The sequence below is a fragment of the Streptomyces sp. NPDC007896 genome (assembly GCF_042959425.1).
Classification (GTDB): Bacteria; Actinomycetota; Actinomycetes; order Streptomycetales; family Streptomycetaceae; genus Streptomyces.
The window spans coordinates 61202-79282 of record NZ_JBIBKX010000007.1 but is presented as its reverse complement, the minus strand read 5'-3'; the positions used below and the strand labels follow the sequence as shown (position 1 = coordinate 79282).

Annotated in this window: 18 protein-coding genes; 10 read left to right on the top strand and 8 right to left on the bottom strand. The window is 72.1% G+C overall.

Translation table 11 applies throughout. The features are described from left to right. The 4 genes from ACFZDJ_RS23090 to ACFZDJ_RS23075 are packed head-to-tail and all read left to right on the top strand — an operon-like array spanning position 1 to position 4892. Positions 1-720 (top strand): ABC transporter ATP-binding protein, encoded by a 720-nt coding sequence (locus ACFZDJ_RS23090; protein ID WP_384910728.1) that lies wholly within the window; start codon positions 1-3, stop codon positions 718-720. Continuing rightward, entirely contained in the window at positions 707-1483 is a 777-nt protein-coding gene (locus tag ACFZDJ_RS23085; RefSeq protein ID WP_390929844.1) for an ATP-binding cassette domain-containing protein, read from the top strand. The genes ACFZDJ_RS23090 and ACFZDJ_RS23085 overlap by 14 nt, the downstream gene beginning before the upstream one ends. Next, positions 1480-4122, top strand: coding sequence for an FtsX-like permease family protein (locus ACFZDJ_RS23080; RefSeq protein WP_390929846.1), 2643 nt, complete (start codon positions 1480-1482; stop codon positions 4120-4122). Before ACFZDJ_RS23085 ends, ACFZDJ_RS23080 begins: the two co-directional genes overlap by 4 nt. Before the next feature lie 47 nt (positions 4123-4169). Then, entirely contained in the window at positions 4170-4892 is a 723-nt protein-coding gene (locus ACFZDJ_RS23075) for a response regulator (RefSeq protein ID WP_390929848.1), read from the top strand. A 48-nt stretch (positions 4893-4940) separates the two neighbouring features. On the opposite strand, the gene ACFZDJ_RS23070 is transcribed toward ACFZDJ_RS23075, so the two are convergent. Beyond that, positions 4941-5879, bottom strand: a complete 939-nt coding sequence (locus tag ACFZDJ_RS23070; RefSeq protein WP_391061075.1) for a lysylphosphatidylglycerol synthase domain-containing protein — start codon at positions 5877-5879, stop codon at positions 4941-4943. 1 nt (position 5880) lies between these two features. Then, positions 5881-7380 carry a hypothetical protein gene (locus tag ACFZDJ_RS23065; RefSeq protein WP_391061677.1) on the bottom strand — a complete coding sequence of 500 codons (1500 nt, stop codon included), beginning with the start codon at positions 7378-7380 and terminating at the stop codon, positions 5881-5883. 216 nt (positions 7381-7596) lie between these two features. Here ACFZDJ_RS23065 and ACFZDJ_RS23060 point away from each other — a divergent pair, with 216 nt between their 5' ends. Next, positions 7597-7980, top strand: coding sequence for a BlaI/MecI/CopY family transcriptional regulator (locus ACFZDJ_RS23060; RefSeq protein ID WP_390929851.1), 384 nt, complete (start codon positions 7597-7599; stop codon positions 7978-7980). Further along, complete coding sequence (locus ACFZDJ_RS23055) at positions 7977-8873, top strand: M48 family metalloprotease (protein WP_391061073.1); 897 nt, start codon at positions 7977-7979, stop codon at positions 8871-8873. The genes ACFZDJ_RS23060 and ACFZDJ_RS23055 overlap by 4 nt, the downstream gene beginning before the upstream one ends. A 10-nt stretch (positions 8874-8883) precedes the next feature. Here ACFZDJ_RS23055 and ACFZDJ_RS23050 read toward each other — a convergent pair whose 3' ends face one another. Both ACFZDJ_RS23050 and ACFZDJ_RS23045 read right to left on the bottom strand, forming a co-directional pair. Beyond that, on the bottom strand, positions 8884-9735 hold the full coding sequence (locus tag ACFZDJ_RS23050) for a hypothetical protein (RefSeq protein WP_390929854.1): 852 nt from the start codon (positions 9733-9735) through the stop codon (positions 8884-8886). A 205-nt stretch (positions 9736-9940) separates the two neighbouring features. Further along, positions 9941-11410 carry a polyprenyl synthetase family protein gene (locus tag ACFZDJ_RS23045; protein ID WP_391061071.1) on the bottom strand — a complete coding sequence of 490 codons (1470 nt, stop codon included), beginning with the start codon at positions 11408-11410 and terminating at the stop codon, positions 9941-9943. Between the two features lie 210 nt (positions 11411-11620). Here ACFZDJ_RS23045 and ACFZDJ_RS23040 point away from each other — a divergent pair, with 210 nt between their 5' ends. Continuing rightward, positions 11621-12241, top strand: a complete 621-nt coding sequence (locus ACFZDJ_RS23040) for a TetR family transcriptional regulator (RefSeq protein ID WP_391061069.1) — start codon at positions 11621-11623, stop codon at positions 12239-12241. A gap of 28 nt (positions 12242-12269) precedes the next feature. Here the strand turns inward: ACFZDJ_RS23040 and ACFZDJ_RS23035 are convergent, their stop codons facing one another. The 4 genes from ACFZDJ_RS23035 to ACFZDJ_RS23020 form a co-directional block, all read right to left on the bottom strand. Next, positions 12270-13190, bottom strand: a complete 921-nt coding sequence (locus ACFZDJ_RS23035) for an alpha/beta fold hydrolase (RefSeq protein WP_391061067.1) — start codon at positions 13188-13190, stop codon at positions 12270-12272. Positions 13191-13321: 131 nt separating this feature from the next. Then, positions 13322-13936, bottom strand: a complete 615-nt coding sequence (locus tag ACFZDJ_RS23030; protein ID WP_168497356.1) for a GPP34 family phosphoprotein — start codon at positions 13934-13936, stop codon at positions 13322-13324. A 19-nt stretch (positions 13937-13955) separates the two neighbouring features. Next, the gene (locus ACFZDJ_RS23025; protein WP_391061065.1) at positions 13956-15263 is read right to left on the bottom strand and encodes a YbfB/YjiJ family MFS transporter; all 1308 of its coding nucleotides are present in this window, start codon (positions 15261-15263) and stop codon (positions 13956-13958) included. An 84-nt stretch (positions 15264-15347) separates the two neighbouring features. Next, on the bottom strand, positions 15348-15650 hold the full coding sequence (locus tag ACFZDJ_RS23020) for a muconolactone Delta-isomerase family protein (protein WP_054230335.1): 303 nt from the start codon (positions 15648-15650) through the stop codon (positions 15348-15350). A 188-nt stretch (positions 15651-15838) separates the two neighbouring features. Here ACFZDJ_RS23020 and ACFZDJ_RS23015 point away from each other — a divergent pair, with 188 nt between their 5' ends. The 3 genes from ACFZDJ_RS23015 (at position 15839) to ACFZDJ_RS23005 (ending at position 18081) form a co-directional block, all read left to right on the top strand. Beyond that, positions 15839-16759: a LysR family transcriptional regulator gene (locus ACFZDJ_RS23015; protein ID WP_391061063.1), complete on the top strand. Its 921-nt coding sequence runs from the start codon at positions 15839-15841 to the stop codon at positions 16757-16759. 204 nt (positions 16760-16963) lie between these two features. Next, the gene (locus ACFZDJ_RS23010) at positions 16964-17677 is read left to right on the top strand and encodes an SDR family oxidoreductase (RefSeq protein ID WP_391061061.1); all 714 of its coding nucleotides are present in this window, start codon (positions 16964-16966) and stop codon (positions 17675-17677) included. Positions 17678-17703: 26 nt separating this feature from the next. Beyond that, the gene (locus tag ACFZDJ_RS23005; protein WP_390929865.1) at positions 17704-18081 is read left to right on the top strand and encodes a hypothetical protein; all 378 of its coding nucleotides are present in this window, start codon (positions 17704-17706) and stop codon (positions 18079-18081) included.

Below are 18081 nucleotides of genomic sequence, written 5' to 3'. Positions count from 1 at the left end.
ATGCCGATCCGGCCGGGCACCGCACCCGTCCGCACCCACGAGGCATCCCACGACGACGCCCTGACCGCCCGGGAGCTGTACCGCTTCTTCCGGGCCGGCGAGGAGGAGACACTCGCGCTGCGCGGGGTGTCCCTGCGGGTGCGGCGCGGCGAGACGGTCGCCGTCGTCGGACCTTCCGGCGCGGGCAAGTCCACGCTGCTGTCCTGCCTGGCCGGTCTGGACGAGCCCTCCGGCGGCGAGGTGCGGGTGGACGGCGTACGTATCAGCCACCGACCGGAGACCGAGCGCGCCCGGCTGCGGGCCCAGCACATCGGCGTACTCCTGCAGACCCGCAACCTCGTCGCCCACCTGAGCGTGCGCGACAACGTCCGGCTGGCACACAGCGCCGTAGGCGGTCGTCCCGCCGTGTCCGCACGGGAGTTGCTGGACGAGGTGGGGCTCGCGGGGCGGGCGCACGCGCTGCCCCGTCAGCTGTCCGGCGGTGAGCTGGCCCGGGCCGGGCTGGCCGTCGCCCTCGCCAACTCCCCCGCCGTCCTGCTGGCGGACGAACCGACCGGTGAGCTCGACGGGGGCACGGAGCGACTGATCCTCCAGATGCTGCGCGACCGCGCCGCGCTGGGCTGCGCGGTACTGATCGTCACGCACAGCGCGGAGGCCGTACGCGTCGCCGACCGGGTGATCGCGCTGGACGACGGGAGGGCCCACGATGTCTCCGGATGAACCGACGGCCGTCCCAGGCGACGTACTCGTCGCCTGCCGGGACGCCGCTCTCACCTTCGGGCGGGGCGCGAACGCGGTCGTGGCGGTGCACGGCGCGCACCTGCGAGTGCGGGCCGGGGACCGGCTGGCGATCATCGGCCCCTCCGGGTCGGGCAAGTCCTCGCTGCTGCATCTGCTGGCCGGACTCGAACAGCCCACCAGCGGGACCGTCGGTTGGCCCGCCCTGACCGGTCCGCGGGACATCGGCCCCGGCACGAAGCCCGACGATCGCAGGTCGGCTCCCGAGCCCGACATCAGGCGTGGCATCGGACTGGTCTTCCAGGGGGACAGCCTGATCCCCGCCCTCGACGTCGTCGAGAACACCGCGCTGCCGCTGGTGCTGGCCGGGGTGCCGGACCCCGACGCACGGCGAACAGCCCTCGCGGCCCTTGCCCAGGTCGGCGCCGAAGACCTCGCCGAACGGCTGCCGGAGGAGATCTCTGGCGGCCAGGCCCAGCGCGTCGCCGTCGCCCGCGTCCTGGCCCAGGCTCCACGGCTGATCCTCGCCGACGAACCGACCGGACGGCTCGACCACGCCACCGGCGGCCATGTCCTGGACGCCCTGCTCACGGCGGCGGACCGTACGGGTGCGGCCCTCGTCGTCACCACGCACGACCCGGCGGTCGCCGCACGACTCAGCACCCGGCTGACCATGCGCGACGGCCGGTTGCTCACGGCGGAGACCACCGGGGACCCGCAGGACACGACGGAAGAAGCGTCATGATCACCGCCTGGGCGGGCGGTCTCGCCCGTCACCGTACCGGCCGGCTGCTGGCCGCTCTGGCCGGAATCGCCCTGGCCGTGGCCCTGATCGCCTCGCTCGGTTCCTTCCTCACCGCGTCGAAGGCGACGATGACACAGCGTGCCCTGCGCTCGGTCGCCGTGGACTGGCAGGTCGAGGTCCAGCCCGGCGCCGACCCGGGCGCTTCCCTGTCCCTGGTGCGGAAGACACCCGGCATCAGGACGGCCCTCCCGGTCGGCTTCGCGCACAGCGGCGCGTTCGCGGCAACCGTGCAGGGCAGCACACAGACGACCGGCCCCGGTATGCTCCTCGGCCTCCCCGACGGCTATCAGCAGGCCTTCCCTGGCGAGATCCGCCCGCTCACCGGCCGCACCGCCGGCGTCCTGCTGGCCCAGCAGACCGCCTCCAACCTGCACGTCGCCCCCGGCGACACCGTCGCCATCCGGCTCCCCGGCACCGCCGTGCGCCAGGTCCGGGTGGACGGCGTGGTCGACCTCCCGCAGGCCGACTCCCTCTTCCAGCGGGTCGGCGCCCCCGGCCAGACCCAGCCCACCGCGCCCCCGGACAACGTCGTCCTGCTCCCCTCCGCCGTCTTCGCCTCCGTCACCGCGCACGCCCCCGCCACCACCCAGATCCACGCGGCCCGCAACGCGAGGCTTCCCTCCGACCCCGCCTCCGCCTTCACCTCCGTGACCCGCGCCGCCCACAACCTGGAGGCCCGCTCCTCGGGCGGTGTGATCGTCGGCAACAACCTCGGCGCCGCCCTCGACTCCGCCCGCCAGGACGCGCTGTACGCGCAGATCCTCTTCCTCTTCCTCGGTGTGCCGGGCGCGATCCTTGCCGCCGCGCTGACCGCCGCGGTCGCCGCGGCAGGGGGCGAACGCCGCCGCCAGGAGCAGGGCCTGCTGCGCCTGCGCGGCATGCGCCCCCGCCGGATCGCCTCCCTCTCCGGCCTCGAAGCCGCCCTGGTGGCCGTCACCGGTGGCGTCGCCGGGCTCGGCATCGCCGCGCTGACGGGCCGTGTCGCCTTCGGATCGGCCTCGTTCGGGACGACGGGGGGCGCGTGGATCCTCTGGTACGCCCTCGCCTTCGTGCTCGGCGCCGCCGTGGCCTCGGGCTCGGTCCTCGTCCCCGCGCTGCGCGATCTGCGCACGGTGACGGTCGCCGACACCCGCAGGCAGGAGCGGCGCCCGGGTTCGGTGTGGTGGATGCGGTACGGCCTCGACCTCGTCCTGCTGATCTGCTCCTGGCTGGTCTTCCGCGCCTCGTCCGGCAACCAGTACGCCCTGGTGCTCGCCCCGGAGGGCGTGCCGAGCATCTCCGTGTCGTACTGGGCGTTCCTCGGCCCGGCGCTGCTGTGGATCGGCGCCGCCCTGCTGCTGTGGCGGCTCACACTCCTCGCGCTGACGTACGGCCGTCCCGTACTGACCCGGCTGTCGCGGCCGCTCGCCTCGAACCTGGCGGGGACAACGGCCGCCGTCCTCTCCCGGCGCCGCCGTCCCCTGGCCCGCTCGGTGGTGCTGCTGGCGCTCGCGGTGTCGTTCGCGATCTCCACGGCGACCTTCAACTCGACGTACCGGCAGCAGGCCGAGGTCGACGCACGGCTCACCAACGGCGCCGACGTCACGGTCACCGAACCGCCCGGCGCGCAGACCCCGCCGAGCGCGGCCGGCGCGCTGAAGATCTCCGGCGTACGCCGGGTCGAGCCGCTCCAGCACCGGTTCGCGTACGTCGGCTCCGACCTCCAGGACCTCTACGGGGTGCGCCCCGGCTCGATCGCCTCGGCCACCTCCCTCCAGGACGCGTATTTCTCCGGCGGCGGCGCCCGCACCCTCATGAACCGGCTCGCTCAGCGGCCGGACGGGCTGCTGGTCAGCGCGGAGACCGTCAACGACTTCCAGCTCTCGCCCGGCGACACGGTCAACCTGCGGATCCAGGACGCCCGGACCAAGGCGCTGCGCACGGTGCCCTTCCACTACGTGGGCGTCGCCAAGGAGTTCCCGACCGCGCCGAAGGACAGCTTCTTCGTCGCCAACGCCTCGTACGTGGCGAAGGCGACCGGCAGCGACGCGGTGGGCGCGTTCCTGCTGGACACCGGTGGTACGCACCAGAAGCAGGTCGCGGCGCGGCTGCGTCACCGGCTGGGCACCGGTGCCACCGTCACCGACCTCACCCAGACCCGTGGCACCGTCGGCACCAGCCTGACCTCCGTGGATCTGGCCGGGCTCACCCGGATCGAGCTGGCCTTCGCGGTGCTGCTCGCGGCCGGGGCGGGCGGGCTGGTCCTGGCGCTCGGGCTCGCCGAACGCCGCCGGACCTTCGCCATCGCGACCGTGCTGGGCGCCGGGCCCCGGCAGCTGCGGGGCATGGTCCTCACCGAGGCGATCCTGCTGACCGTGGGGGGCCTCGCGGGCGGCGCGCTGATCGGCTGGGCGCTGTCGGAGATGCTGGTCAAGGTCCTGACCGGTGTCTTCGACCCACCGCCGGCCAGTCTCGCCGTCCCGGGCGGCTATCTGACGCTGACGGCCCTCGCGGCGGCGGCAGCCGTGCTGGTGGCGGCCCTGAACGGGGTACGCCGGGCCGCCGGGCGACCCGCGGTGGAGGAACTCCGAGACCTGTGAACGTTCCCTCCGGCTTCACGCGCTCCGCCGGCTCTACGCTGCCCCTCATGCGAACGCCCGCCGCACCGGACCGCAGCCGCCTCCGTGTCCTCGTCGTCGAGGACGACGACACGATCGGCCGTCATCTGGAGTCGGGCCTGCGCAGCAACGACTACGCGCCGACGTGGAGCCGGACCGGCGCGGGCGCTCTCGCGGAGTCCGCGCGGTCGTCGTACGACGTGCTGTTGCTGGATCTGGGGCTGCCGGACATGGACGGTCTCGACGTGGCCCGCACGCTGCGCACCCGCTTTCCCGAGCTGCTCATCGTGATCCTCACCGCCCGCACCGACGACATCGACGTCATCGCGGGGCTCGATGCCGGGGCCGACGACTACCTGGTGAAGCCGTTCAGTCTGACCGTGCTGCTCGCCCGGCTCCGGGCCCATCTGCGCCGCCGGGCCATCGCCGAGCCGCCGCAGGAGCCGATCCGGCTCGGCGACATGGTCGTCGACATCACGGCACGCCGCTGCACCCTGCACGAGGACGAGATCCCGCTTCGGCCCAAGGAGTTCGAACTGCTCGCCGTGCTCGCCCGGAACGTGGGCGCGGCCGTCTCGCGCGAGACACTGATGGCCGAAGTGTGGGACGAGAACTGGTTCGGCTCGACGAAGACCCTCGACGTCACTATGGCGGGACTGCGCCGCAGGCTGACGGACACGGCGTCCCGTCCGTCCCGGACACCGCGCATCACGACCCTGCGGGGGCACGGTTACCGGCTTGAACCGCCCTGAGACGCCAAGGCATTCGGCGAGCGCCGACAGCGGGGCCGCGCCGAAGGGTCAGAGGACCTTGCGGCGGGCCAGTACGGCCAGTGCCAGCAGCCCCGGGATCAGGGGCAGCCACACCGTCAGCAGTCGGTAGCCGAGAACTGCCGACGCCGCCGCTCTGCCCGGCGCTCCGGCCAGCGTGAGGGCCACGGCGAGCGCCGCGTCCAGGGAACCGAACCCACCGGGCGTGGGCAGGAGCACGGCGGCGCTGCTCGCGGCGAGGTAGGCCAGCGCCACCTGGGCCGGGGGCAGCGGCAGTTCGAGGGCCTGGGCCACCGCGACGACCACGGTGGCGTGCAGCGCGGCGAAGGCCAGCGAGCCGCCCCACAGCGCGGCCGCGCGCGCCGGGACCTCGTGCACGGCGCGGACGTCGGCCAGCACGGCCCGCAGTGCGCGCCGCAACGGTCCGCGCAGCAGTACCGCGGCCGTGACCAGCACGGCGAGCGCGATCACGACCGCCGTCGCCGAGATGTGCGGCAGGCGGAGCAGGCCGGGGCAGGCCAGCGCGAGCACGGCGATCAGGAAGCCCCGCGAGAGGGCCCCGGCGGTGGCCTTCACGCCGAGCGCGGTCGCCGACCGGACGACCGGCAGACCGCACCGGGTCAGGAAGCGGAGGTTGACCGCGCCCGCGCCGAGGCCCGCGGGCAGCACATGGTTGGCGGCAGAGGCGGCGAACTGCACGGCCACCAGCCGCCGGACGGGCAACGGCCGGGTCACCGCCCCTTGTTGGGCGAGCGCCGAACACACCCAGGTCGCCATGGTGGCGACGGCCGCCACGAGCAGCCAGCCGCGGTCGGCGACGGCCAGCCGGCCGGCGCCGGTCTCGATCACCGGCCAGTGGCGCCAGCCGAGACAGACCGCGCCCACCACCATGGCGAGGGTCACCGCGGCATGCAGGGAGACCCGCCTGCTCGCGGCTGTCGTCGGGGCGCCGGGCGGAAGGATGGTCATGTCACCCGCCTGCCTGGACGGCGGGGGCGACGTACACCATCAGCTGGCCCACGCGGTGCGCTTCCCACGTGCTGGCGTACGCGGGTGGCTTTTGGCCCGGTGTGGTCAGCACGCCGACCGGGAGCCGCTGTCCGGCCCGCACTATGGCGTCGGCGGTGGTGTTGGCGTTGTGGCCGACGGTGTCGACGGAGGAGCACCCGGTGTAGAAGGCGATCGGGACGTCCTCGTAGCCGGTCAGCATGCAGGGCGGCTTCACCCCCAGCCGGTGCAGCTGCGTCGCGGTGTCGGCCCAGTCCTGGTGGGAGACGGTGGTGCCGTGCACGGTGTGCTCCAGCACCGCGAACTGCACCACGAGATGCCCGGCCAGGCCGAGCGCCACCAGGGTGGCGGCCACCGGTCGCCGACCGCCGCCGGGCGCGGTCGCCAGGTGGATCAGGGCGTCGGCGGCCGGGATGGCCAGCAGGATGTACACGGGCAGCAGGAAGCGCGGCGCCGCGTATCCGATCATGAAGAGGTACGGGAAGCCCACCATCGCGGCGCAGGCCAGGAGCAGCAGGCTGTTCACCCCGCGCCGGGCCTTGACGGCGATCACCGCTCCGAGGACGGCCACGACGGGCAGCGCGAACCACCACAGCATCACCGGCGGGGCGGGCATCGCCCCGGTGCAGGGACGGCACAGGACGCGCCCGCCGAGGCTGCGCATCTGGTCGCCGAAGGCTATGTTCCAGCCCAGGCCGCCCTGGATGCTGGACCCGTCGGAGAGCCGCTGGGCCAGGCCGCCGTAGCTGACGTACGCCTCGACGACCCACTCGCCCGCGCCGGCGACCAGGCCCGCGACGAGCGCCACCAGCAGCCTCGGGCGCCACCAGCGGCGTACGCACACGACGAGGAAGAACAGCGGCAGGGTCACATAGACCGCGTCGGTGGGACGCATCCACGCCATCAGCGCGGCGCTCAGGCCCACACCCCACAGCGCCGCCCGGTCGAAGCGGTCGGCCTGGGCGCGCAGGAAGCAGCCGACGCAGGCCAGAGCGCCGATCGCGACCCAGTAGTTGGGCATGGCCTGCGGGCCGTAGAAGAGGGTCACCCAGAGCGTGGCGAACAGGGCGCCCGCCGCCGCCAGCACCCGCATCGGAAACAGTCCGCGCCAGACGCGCAGCGCCACGAACAGGCCGAGTCCGGAGAGCACCGCGAGATAGACGCGCAGCAGGGCGGTGGACGAGGACCAGGACGCGATCGGTGCCACCAGCAGCGACACTCCGCGGGCGCGCGGGGCACTGAAGAAGGCGGCGGGGGCGTGTGAGCCGACCTGGCTGACGTAGACGGTCTCGTCCCAGCCGAGCCCCATGCCCGGCCGTACGAGGATCAGTTGGGCCAGGGTGAAGGCGCCCGCGAGCAGGGCCAGCCACTGCTGGCCGTGCGGCCGTCCGGAGATGCGTCCCGTCGAGGTCGGACTGGAGCGATCGGCGCCGACGAACGGACGGTTCACAGTCTTGGCCATCATCCACCCTTCACCCTACAATCTGTAGGGCCCTCCACCCTACAAGACGTAGGGTGGAGCAGGAAGTTGCGCAAAACACGGCCAAGTTACCGTGGATCGAGCGGGGACGCAGAGGATGTCAGGGATGCGGCCCGGGGGGCACGCCCTCATACCGCCCCTGGGCGCACTCGTACGCCCCACCACCCCCGCACCCCTACACGCTGTAAGGTGACGGACATGGCTCGCACAGGCCCCCATGGCAGAGCGGAACGACGCAGCGCCGGCGAGCTGGAGAGCGAGGTCCTCGCCGCCCTCTGGGCCACCGACGAGGCCCTCACCCCTGCCGACATCCAGGGTGAGATCGGCGGCAACCTCGCCTACAACACCGTTCACACCATCCTCAAACGCCTGTACGACAAGGGTCTGGTCCTGCGTGACGTCGACGGCCGACGCGGCGCGTACCGGCCCGCCAAGAACGCCGCCGAACTGACCGCCGAGGCCATGCACGAGGCGCTCGACCGGGGACCCGACCCGATCGCGGCCCTCCAGCAGTTCGTCACCGGCCTGAGCCCCCACGAGGAAGAGGCCCTGCGGGATCTCCTCGGGGGGAGCGGGATGTGAGGATCGACGTCTACATCCCCCTCATCCTGCCGCTGCTGCTGACGGCCGTCGCGCCGCAGGTGGGCCTCAAGGTCTCCCCCGCGCTGGCCGCCCGGGTCCTCACCATCGCCGCCGTACTGGCCGCCACCGCCTCCACCTGGGCGCTGCTCCTGCTCGCCGCCACCCTGGTCAACGAGGCGCCGCACGTGGCCATGGAGGCCGGCGAGGACGGACGGCGGCTGCCCGAACCGGTCCCCATGGCGATCGCGGTCGCCGCGATCCTGCTCCTGTGGCTGATCGGCTTCCGGCTCGTTCGCGCTCTGCGCGCCCACTACGCGACCCGCCGCGTCCTCGAGCGGCTGTGTGAGGGACATCCGCCCGACAGCGAACTCATCGTCGCCGCCTCCCCGACGCCCCGGGCCTTCGCGATCCCCGGCACGCCGGGCCGGATCCTGGTCACGGCCGCCATGCTCGGCGCGCTGGAACCGGCGGAGCGGCGTGTACTGCTGGCCCACGAGCGCGCCCATCTCGCCCACCGCCACTCGGTACTGTCGACCGCGGTGACCCTGGCCGCCGCCGCCAACCCGGTGCTCGCGCCCGTGCGCACCACCGTCGCCTTCCTGGTGGAGCGCTGGGCCGACGAGGAGGCCGCCCGGCGCGTCGGGGACCGCCGTACCACCGCCCGCGCCCTCGCCCGGGCCGCCCTCGTCTCCCAACGCGCCCGGCCGGGCTGTGCCCTGAGCTTCTCCGAGCACGCGGTCACCCGCCGGATCGCCGCCCTGCAGACGGCCCCGCCGCCGAACCTGTGGCCCATCGGCGTGGCCGTCCTCACCCTCGGCGCCCTGCCCGCGCTCGGCGCGCTGGACGCCACCGGCGATCTGCTCCGCCTGCTCGGCGAGAGCCTGCCGGGGTAGCGGAGGGATCTCAGGTGGCGAGCGTCCTGCGCTCGCGCAGGTGGGCGTAGCCCATGAGGCCGACGAGCAGCGCGAACAGCACGGCCGACGAACCCGCCGTACCGAGGTCGAGCCCACCCTTGGCGGTCGGCTTGGTGAGGAAATCGCCCGCGGTCGCGCCGAGCGGGCGGGTGAGGACGAAGGCGATCCAGAACAGCACCACGTTCGGCACCGCGGGGACGCGCATCAGCGCGACCAGGACCGCGAGCAGCCCGGCGACGAGCAGCGCGCCGCCCGCGTAACCGAGCCCGGAGCTGTCCGACAGGAAGTCGCCCATCGAGGTGCCGAGGGTGTTCGACACCAGGATCGCCGACCAGAACAGGGCCTCGGCCCGGAAGGTCACGATGTCGCGGATGACGAACGTCATCCCGGTGAACTTCCAGACGGTGAAGATCACGACCAGCAGCGAGATCAGGATCGCGGCGCCCGCGGGGTACCCGAGTCCCAGGCCCTGCGGACCCCAGCCCAGCGAGGTGGCCCCGTCGGAGAGGTACTCGGCGCTGGCGTCACGGTTCATGAAGTCGGACATCGTGGTGCCCGCCATGCTGGTGGAAAGGATCACCGTCCAGTAGAAGAAGGGGTTGTACCGGCGCGACCTGAGCTGTACGACCAGCGTGACCACGAAGACCAGGAACAGCAGGATCGTGGTCAGGAAGTAGCCCAGTTTGAGGGTCTGCGCGAACAGGTCGCCCGCGGTCTCGCCGAGTGTCGTCGCGGCGATCTTCATGATCCAGAAGGCCAGGGTCACCTCTGGCAGCTTCTTCATCACGGAGGTGCCGGGGTCGGCGACTTGGGGCGCGGCGACGAATTCCGTCTTGTCCAACGTTTGCTCCTGGGGGGTGCACGACGTCCCCCCAAGGCCACGGCCGAAGGAGGGCGCGTGTCCATCGGCTCAGTGTCGCGCATTCCTGCGCGCCACACCGATCAACGTGGCAGGCGCAGCCTGAACGGATCCTGAACGCGCGATCATGCCTCCAGGTCGTTCCGCGCAGGCGTCCCTCTCAGGCTCCTGGGTGATCCGGTACGCCTCAGTGCGCCGGTCGGGTGAGGAGCGCCAGGGCGCGGACGTGGGCCACGTGGGCGGTGGCGGGCAACCGGGTGAGGAGTTCACGGGCCCTGCGCGCGTAGTCGTCGGCCATCGCGTGCGCGGTGTCCAGGGCTCCGGTCCGCTCCAGCACGGAGCGGATCCGGCACAGGGCGAGCGCCGGTTCGGTCTCGTCGAGCAGGGCGTGGCGCAGCGCCGCGCGGCTCTCGGGGTCCGCGCGGCGGTGGGCGATCAGCACGGGCAGCGTGGGACAGCGGTTGCGTACGTCGCTGTCGGAGGGCTTGCCCATGGCGCGCGCGGCGATCGGGTCGTACGGCTGCACGTCGTCGCGGATCTGGAAGCAGATCCCGAGGTGGTCACCGAAGTCGCCGAGCAGTTCCGTGGTCGGGGCGTCGCCACCGCCGAGGATCGCGCCCACGCGGCAGGCGGCCGCCAGCAGCACGGCGGTCTTCGCCCGGGCCATCGCCACATACGCGTCGATGCCCAGCTCCAGGTCACCGCGCATCGCCAGTTCGTCGAAGGCGCCCCGGCAGATCGCCACCCCGGCCTCGGCCTGCACGGCCACGGCGCGCGCGACACGGTCGGCGGGCACTCCCAGGCGGCGGCACTCGGAAAGCGCCGCGAACCAGGAGAAGAACAGGGCGTTGCCCGCGACGACGGCCTGGGCGGGTCCGAACTCCGTATGGACGGCCGCGCGACCGCGCCGCTCGGTGTCGCGGTCGATGATGTCGTCGTGCAGGAGGCTGCCGACGTGCGCCCCCTCGATACCGACCGCGGCGGGCAGCACCGCGTCCAGCTCCCCACCCACCGTGAGCGCCGCGTGCAGCACGAGCGAGGGCCGCAGGAGCTTGCCCGGCGGGACCATCGCGTACCGGTGCACGGCGTCCAGCCCCGCCGAGCGCCCTGGCCACCGACGAACGAACTCCGCCTCCAGAAGCTCCGCGAACTCTACGCGGGGCGATGGGGGGTAGGGCGGGGATCCGGGCTGGGGTTGGGGCTCGGGCACGGGCTCGGGCACGGGGTGGGGGTTGGGGTTGGGGTTGAGGGCAGAACCGAGGCCGGGGTGGGGGTTGGGCGCAGGACCGAGGCCGGGATACGGGCCGGGCGCAGGACCGAGGTGGGGTTCGGGCTCGGCCCCGGCCCCGGCCTCAGGCTCGGCCCCGGGCTCGGGCTCGGGCTCGGCCCCGGGCTCGGCCCCGGGCTGGAGCCTGGGGCCGAGTTGAGGCTTCGGCTGTGCCCCGGGACCGGGGTGGAGACTGGGCTGAGCCCCGGAGCCGGGTTGAGGCTTGGGATGGCGCTGGGGCCCGCGTCGGGCATTGGGCTGGTCCTCGGGTCGGACCTCGGGCTGGACCCGGGGCCGGGCTCCGGGCTGGGCCTGGGGCCGGGCTCCGGGCCGGGCCTCCGGCTGGGACCCGGCGTCGGTCGGTGCGTCCTCGCTGGGCAGTTCGGTCATGGAGGCTCCCCCGTCACCCGCTTGCGTGAGCGTGGCGATGTACCCACCCCAACAGACCCGCCACCCCGCCGGAACGGCTCACGCGCATCCCGTGGCGGCACGCCCTCGCCCCGCCGCCGGAGCTCGTGCTTCCACACCACCCGATCAGACGGTTTCACCGCACGGACGCGACCGCAGTCAGAGATAGTCGACCGGTCGTACAATTGCGTCATGGGACGAACCAGCGACGCCAGGGAAAAGATCCTCAGCGCCGCGCAGTCGCTCATCGAGCTGCGCGGCTACTCGGCGCTGGGGGTGGCCGAGATCTGCAAGGCGGCCGGCGTGCCCAAGGGCAGCTTCTACTACTTCTTCGCGTCCAAGGAAGCCCTCGCCCTGGCCGTGCTCGACGAACACTGGGACGCCCAGAAGAGCGCCTGGACACGCGTCCTGAACAGCGACGAGGAACCCCTGCGGCGGCTGTACCGGCTGTTCGAGGAGACGGAGGCCGACCAGCGCGCCGGCCAGCAGAGCTGCGGCACCGTGTCCGGCTGCCTGTTCGGGAACCTCACCCTGGAGATGAGCAACCACACCGAGCCCATCCGCACCCGCCTGCAGGAGATCTTCGACGCGCAGGTCGAGATGGTCGAGTCGGTCATCACCGAGGCTCGTGAGCGCGAGGAGGTCACCACCCTCGACAGCCATGAAGCGGCACGGGCGGTGGTAGCACAACTGGAGGGGCAGGTGCTGTTCGCCAAGCTCTACAACAACACCCGGCGGCTCAGCCCCCTGTGGGCGAACTGCCTGGCCCTGCTCGGCACCCGCGCCCCGCAGGAGGCCGCGGCAGGCGCCTGACGCCCGCCACGACACCGTTAAGAGGGTTTCAGAGGGCGTTGACGTCGACGACCGCCTCGGCGAATGCCTCAGGGGCTTCCTGCGGCAGGTTGTGACCGATGCCCTTCAGCGTCCGGTGGTCGTACGCGCCCGTGAAACGACCGCGATAAGAGGCGCCGTTTCCCGGCGGCGTGAAGGGATCCAGTTCGCCGTCAAGGGTGATCGTAGGCAGCGAGATGGCGGGACTCTCGGCAAGCCGCTTTTCCAGACGGTCGAATCGCGGGTCACCCTTGGCCAGACTCAGTCGCCACCGGTAGTTGTGGATCACAATGGGAACCCAGTCCGGATTGTCGAAGGCGGTCGCGGTCCGATCGAATGTGGCGTCATCGAAGTGCCAGGTCGGGGAGACGTTCTTCCAGATGAGTTTCGCGAAATCGTGCTTGTACTGTGCGAGGCCGAGCCGACCCCTTTCGGTGGCGAAGTAGTACTGATACCACCACGCCCATTCGGCCTGCGGCGGCAGCGGCGCCTTGTTTCTTTCGCGGTCGGTGATGAGATAACCGCTCACGGAGACCAGGGCCTTGCAGCGCTCCGGCCAGAGCACCGCGATGATGTCGGCCGTCCGCGCTCCCCAGTCGAAGCCGGCCAGGATCGCCTTCTCGATCTTCAGCGCGTCCATGAGCGCGATGATGTCGAGCGCGATCACCGACTGCTGGGCGTTGCGGAACGTCTTGTCCGAACGGAACCGTGTGGTGCCGTGGCCGCGCAGGTACGGCACGATCACCCGGTAGCCCGCCGCGGCGAGCCTGGGAGCCACATCGACATAGCTGTGAATGTCGTAGGGCCAGCCGTGCAGCAGGACGACCGCGGGGCCGTGAGCGGGGCCGGCCTCCGCATATCCCATGTTCAGCTCTCCGGCACGGATCTGCTTCAGCGGGCCGAAAGAGGTGTGCGTTCCGGGCTCGGCCACCAGGGCCGAAGGAGAAGCCGAGGCGGAGGCCGATATCACCGGGGGCGCCGGGAGGACCGGCAGCGAGGCTCCGGCTGTTCCAACGGTGAGAATCCGGGAAAACGTGCGCCTGTCTATGACATTCACCTTTCTCAAGTGCCGTCGCCGCCTCGCCAGATGTTGTCGAAGGCCGCGTCTTCGATGCTTCGCCGTTGCCGTACCGCTTCCAGTTCCGTCACCGCGCCGTTGACGGCGGCCAGTACGGTCAGGACCGAGTCGTCGACGAGCCCCGCGGCCTCCTCGGTCGACTCGTCGTGGATGCCCACGGCGGCCGCGAGGACGGTCAGGATGGGCTCGCCCGAGGTCCAGCGTTCGTCCGCGTGGCTGCGGTCCGGCGAGTCGGCCGCTTCCGTACGGCCGCCGCCGAAGGGAATCCAGCGGTGGCGCGGTCGGGCGAGCCGTCCCTCCGCCTCCAGGTCCGCGTGATAGGCCGCGGACAGCCCACGGCCGCGGCGCCACAGCCAGTCGTCCACGGACTCGTACGGCGTCTGCCGCACCAGCGACGCCACGGCCCCGTCCAACAGACGGTCGCCCATGGTCCACTGCGCGCCGGGCACGATGCGGTCGTCCTCCAGCGTGATGGCCTGGGCCTCGATGAGGTCGACCAGTTCGGCTCCCGCGAGGGCCAACGACAGGTCGCCCTGCTCCACGGGTCGGCTGGACGGGACGTCCATGGCGATCATCAACAGGTCCCGCGGTGTGGTCATGACGGACTCCACGTCTGAGTCATCGGAGGCTGCCCGCGTCCGCGGCGGATTCCGTCGGTGCGGGCTGTCGTACCGGGGCGGTGGCTCGCACTACCACCATGTGGTGCGGGAAGCCGATGCGCAGCACGGCGGCGGCCGCGGCGGCCACGAGAACCACGGAAGCGGCCAGGATCAGGGCCTGCCGGTAGCCGTGGTGGAGCAGGGGCGCGGCCACCAGCGGGCCGAGGATCTGGCCGACGGAGTATCCGGCGGTCAGGAGCGCGACGGAGCGGGGGAACTCCAGGTGGGCCCCGGTGGCGAGGGCGAGGGTGCTGACCCCGATGAACGTCGCGCCGAACAGCACCGCGGAGACCAGGGCGGCCGGCGCTCCGCCGATCAGGGCGGGCAGGGCGATGCCCACCGCCTGGACGACGAGCGCGGCGAGCAGCAGGTCGGGGCGGGACCAACGGCGCCCGAGCCGGGCCCACAGCGCGGACGAGGGCACGGCCGCCAGACCGACCAGCACCCAGGCGCCGCCGCCGAGCGGTCCAGGGGAGCTCTGTTCGATCGCGGCGACCAGGAAGGTGCCCGCGATGATGTAGCCGATGCCTTCCAGTGTGTAGGAGGCGAACAGGGCGGTGAACCAGCGGCGCGTGCGCGGCCCGCGGCTGGAATCCGCGGTGGCTGCGGTTGCCGCAGTGAGTGTGACGGCCTTGGTGGCCTTGGCGGCCTGTGTTGTCGTGGGAGGCGCTTCGGGGCGGAGGTTCCACGAGGCGACGGCGAGCACCGCGGCGAGTGCGGCCGAGGCCCACCAGGCGGCCCCCCAGTCGGCGACGGGGCGCAGTACGAGGACGAGCAGACCCGACAGGGCGATGCCGGCGCCGACCCCGCCGAACGCCCATCCGGCCAGGTGAGCCGGGTACTCCCGCAGGTGGCCGAGGAGCGAGCTGACCGCGATGACGAAGATCAGAGCGCTGGCAACCCCGGCCAGCAGCCGCAGCGCGAACCACACGGCGGTGTCGTGGGTGGCGGGCATCGCGGCCAGGGTGCCGGTCAGCGCGACGAGGGAGGTGCGCAGCAGGGCCCGCGAGCGGACCACCACGGGGGCCAGGATGCCGACGAGCGCGCCGACGAGATAGCCGATGTAGTTGGCGGTGGCCAGGTTCGCGCCGGCGCCGGCGGACAGCCCCGCCCCGGCGTGCATCAGCGGGAGGATCGGGGTGTAGACGAACCGGCCGACTCCCATGCCCGCGGCGAGTGCCGCGGCGGCCCGGGCCACGTGCCCCCAGGGTGAGTGCGGCGTGCCGGCACCTCGGGCCGGGGAGGCGCGCAGGGGTCGTACGCTCATGACGAGGTCCATGTCGGGTCGTGATCCTTCTCAGGTCCTGGTCCATGTCAGGTCCTGGTGCGTGGCAGGCACTGGTCCCCGCCGTCACCGCGCGGCGTCGGTCCGGCCCGGGTCGTTGGGGTGGGACTCGAGCGCGGTGACGGTGAGGCTCATCCAGGGGCGCAGCGGCAGTGTGCCGAGCACCTTCTCGTGGAGCTCGTCCTCGTCACCGGCACACCAGATGCCGATGCTGCGCAGCTCGCCGACCGGGCGCCACAGCCGCGCCAGGTTGCCGGTGGCGGCCAGTTCCCGGGCACGGACCGCCTCGGCGGCGCGCCGCCGGTCGACCTCGTCCTGAGTGGTGCCCTCGGGGATCGTGGTGGTGATCTCGACCAGGAACTCTCGCATCGTCCTGCTCCGCTCGATGGGGCGTCCGGCGGGCCCGGAACGCCGCGTGGGGTGATGGTGGCCGCCCGGAGGACCGCTGAGGCCGTCCGACGTCGGGCTTCCGTGAGCTCCATCGTCCGCCCGCCACCGGGGCGATGCCACGACAGGCTTCCTCCCTGCTGGGAGGCGCGGCCTCGCACCGACGTAGCATGACGAGCGTGGAGTTGCGCCAACTGCGGTATTTCGTCGCCGTCGCCGAGGAGCTGAACTTCGGCCGGGCCGCCGAGCGCCTGCTGATCGCGGGCCCCTCTCTGTCCCAGCAGATCAAGACACTCGAACGCGACCTGGGCGTGCGGTTGTTCGATCGCGATCGTCGCTCCGTGTCCCTCACCGCGGCCGGCTCGGCCCTGCTCCCCCACACCCGCGCCCTGCTCGAGCGGGCCGACGACCTCCAGCGGCGGGCCGGTCGACTGTCCGGATCGGAACCGGTACGGCTCGGCTACGTCAACTGGCTCCCGTCGGACCTCACCGCCCGTACCGCCACCGTGGCCCAACTCCACCTCGACGCATGGGTCGCGCCCTCGCACACCCAGGCCGCCCGGGTCGCCGCGGGCGGCCTGGACCTCGCGGTGTGCTGGGTGCGGACCGAGGACCTGGAAGAACGCGGCCTGCGTGCCCGGCTCATCGGCGCCGACCGGCTCTACGCCGTCGCGGGCGGCGACGACATGAGCGACGTGGCCGCCCGGGACACCGCCGTCCTCCTCGACGACGACACCACCTCCTGGTCGTCCTGGAACGTCTACGCCGAAGAGCTGGCCCAGGACACCGGAGCCCGCGCGGTACGCATCTCCAACGGCGGCATCACCGGGCCGGCGTTCTTCGATCACGTCCGTCGCTGCAGCCGCCCGGTGATCAACTCTCCCAAGGGCCAGACCACCCCGCTGCCGCCCGATCTGGTCCAGCGCCCGGTCACCGCACCGGAGATCTACTGGACCTGGTCGCTGGTCTGGCGCGAGAGCGAGGACCGCCCGGCCGTCCTCGCCGTCGTCGACGCCCTCTGCGACGGCGTGGGCGACCTCGGCATCCGCACCCCGGGCGCCTGGCTGCCGGACGGGGATCCGCACCGGTAGGGGGCATCGGCCCACTGACCTGGACTGGGAGGCCGCGCCTACCAGCAGGGAGGAATTCGGTCCTGGCCCGACCCCTGTTGACCTTTGACTTCTCCTCTCCACTCCGCCTAACTTCCACATAGTCGACCGGTCGGCTAGTGCTCACAGCGATCGGTCAGGAAGCCCCGCTTCATCGCGGAATCACGGAACCCGGAGAAGATCACCATGAGCTCTCAGAACCAGAAGGTCGCCGTCGTCACCGGAGCCTCGCAGGGCCTCGGCGCGGGCATTGCCGAGGCCTACCGCAAGCTCGGGTACGCCGTCGTCGCCACCTCGCGCACGATCGCTCCCGCCGACGAGGCGGGCATCGTGACCGTTCAGGGTGACATCGCCGACCCCGCCACCGCCGAACGCGTCATCGCCACCGCGGTCGAGCGGTTCGGCCGTGTCGACACCCTGGTCAACAACGCGGGCATCTTCCTCGCCAAGCCCTTCCACGAGTACACCCAGGACGACTACGCCGCGGCGACCGGCGTGAACCTCACCGGCTTCTTCCGCATCACCCAGCTGGCCGTCGAGCACATGCTCGCCCAGGGCGGCGGCCACATCGTCAACATCACCACCAGCCTGGTCGACAACGCCGACTCCAACGTGCCCTCCGTACTCGCCTCGTTGACCAAGGGCGGCCTCCAGTCCGCCACCAAGTCCCTCGCCATCGAGTACGCCACGCGCGGCATCCGCGCCAACGCCGTTTCGCCGGGCACCATAAAGACCCCGATGCACGCCGAGGAAACCCACGAGGCCCTCGCCGGGCTGCACCCGGTCGGCCGGATGGGCGAGACGAGCGACATCGTCGATGCCGTGATCTACCTGGAGAACGCCCCGTTCGTCACCGGCGAGATCCTCCACGTCGACGGCGGCATGAGCGCCGGTCACTGACGGAACACGACAAGGGAAGAATCCTGATGAACAGCACGACGGACAGTGACTCGGAAGCGATCCTGCGCGGCGTCCTCGACCAGTGGAAGGCCGCCGTCGACGGGCACGAGCCGGAGCAGGTCGCCGCCCGGTTCACCGAGGACGCGATCTTCCAAGGGCTGCACCCTTACAGCGTCGGAAGGCCGGGCGTCGCGGCGTACTACGCCTCCCAGCCCATCGGCATGGCCGCCGCGTACCGGATTCTCGAGATTAGACGCCTCACCGACGACCTCGTACTCGGTTATCTGAGCGTCGACTTCTCCTTCACCGACCGCCCCACCCTCAACGTCAAACTCGGCGTACTGGTGCGACGCGTGGGGGAGTCCTGGTACATCAACCACTACCAGGTGTCACGGCTCGAGTAG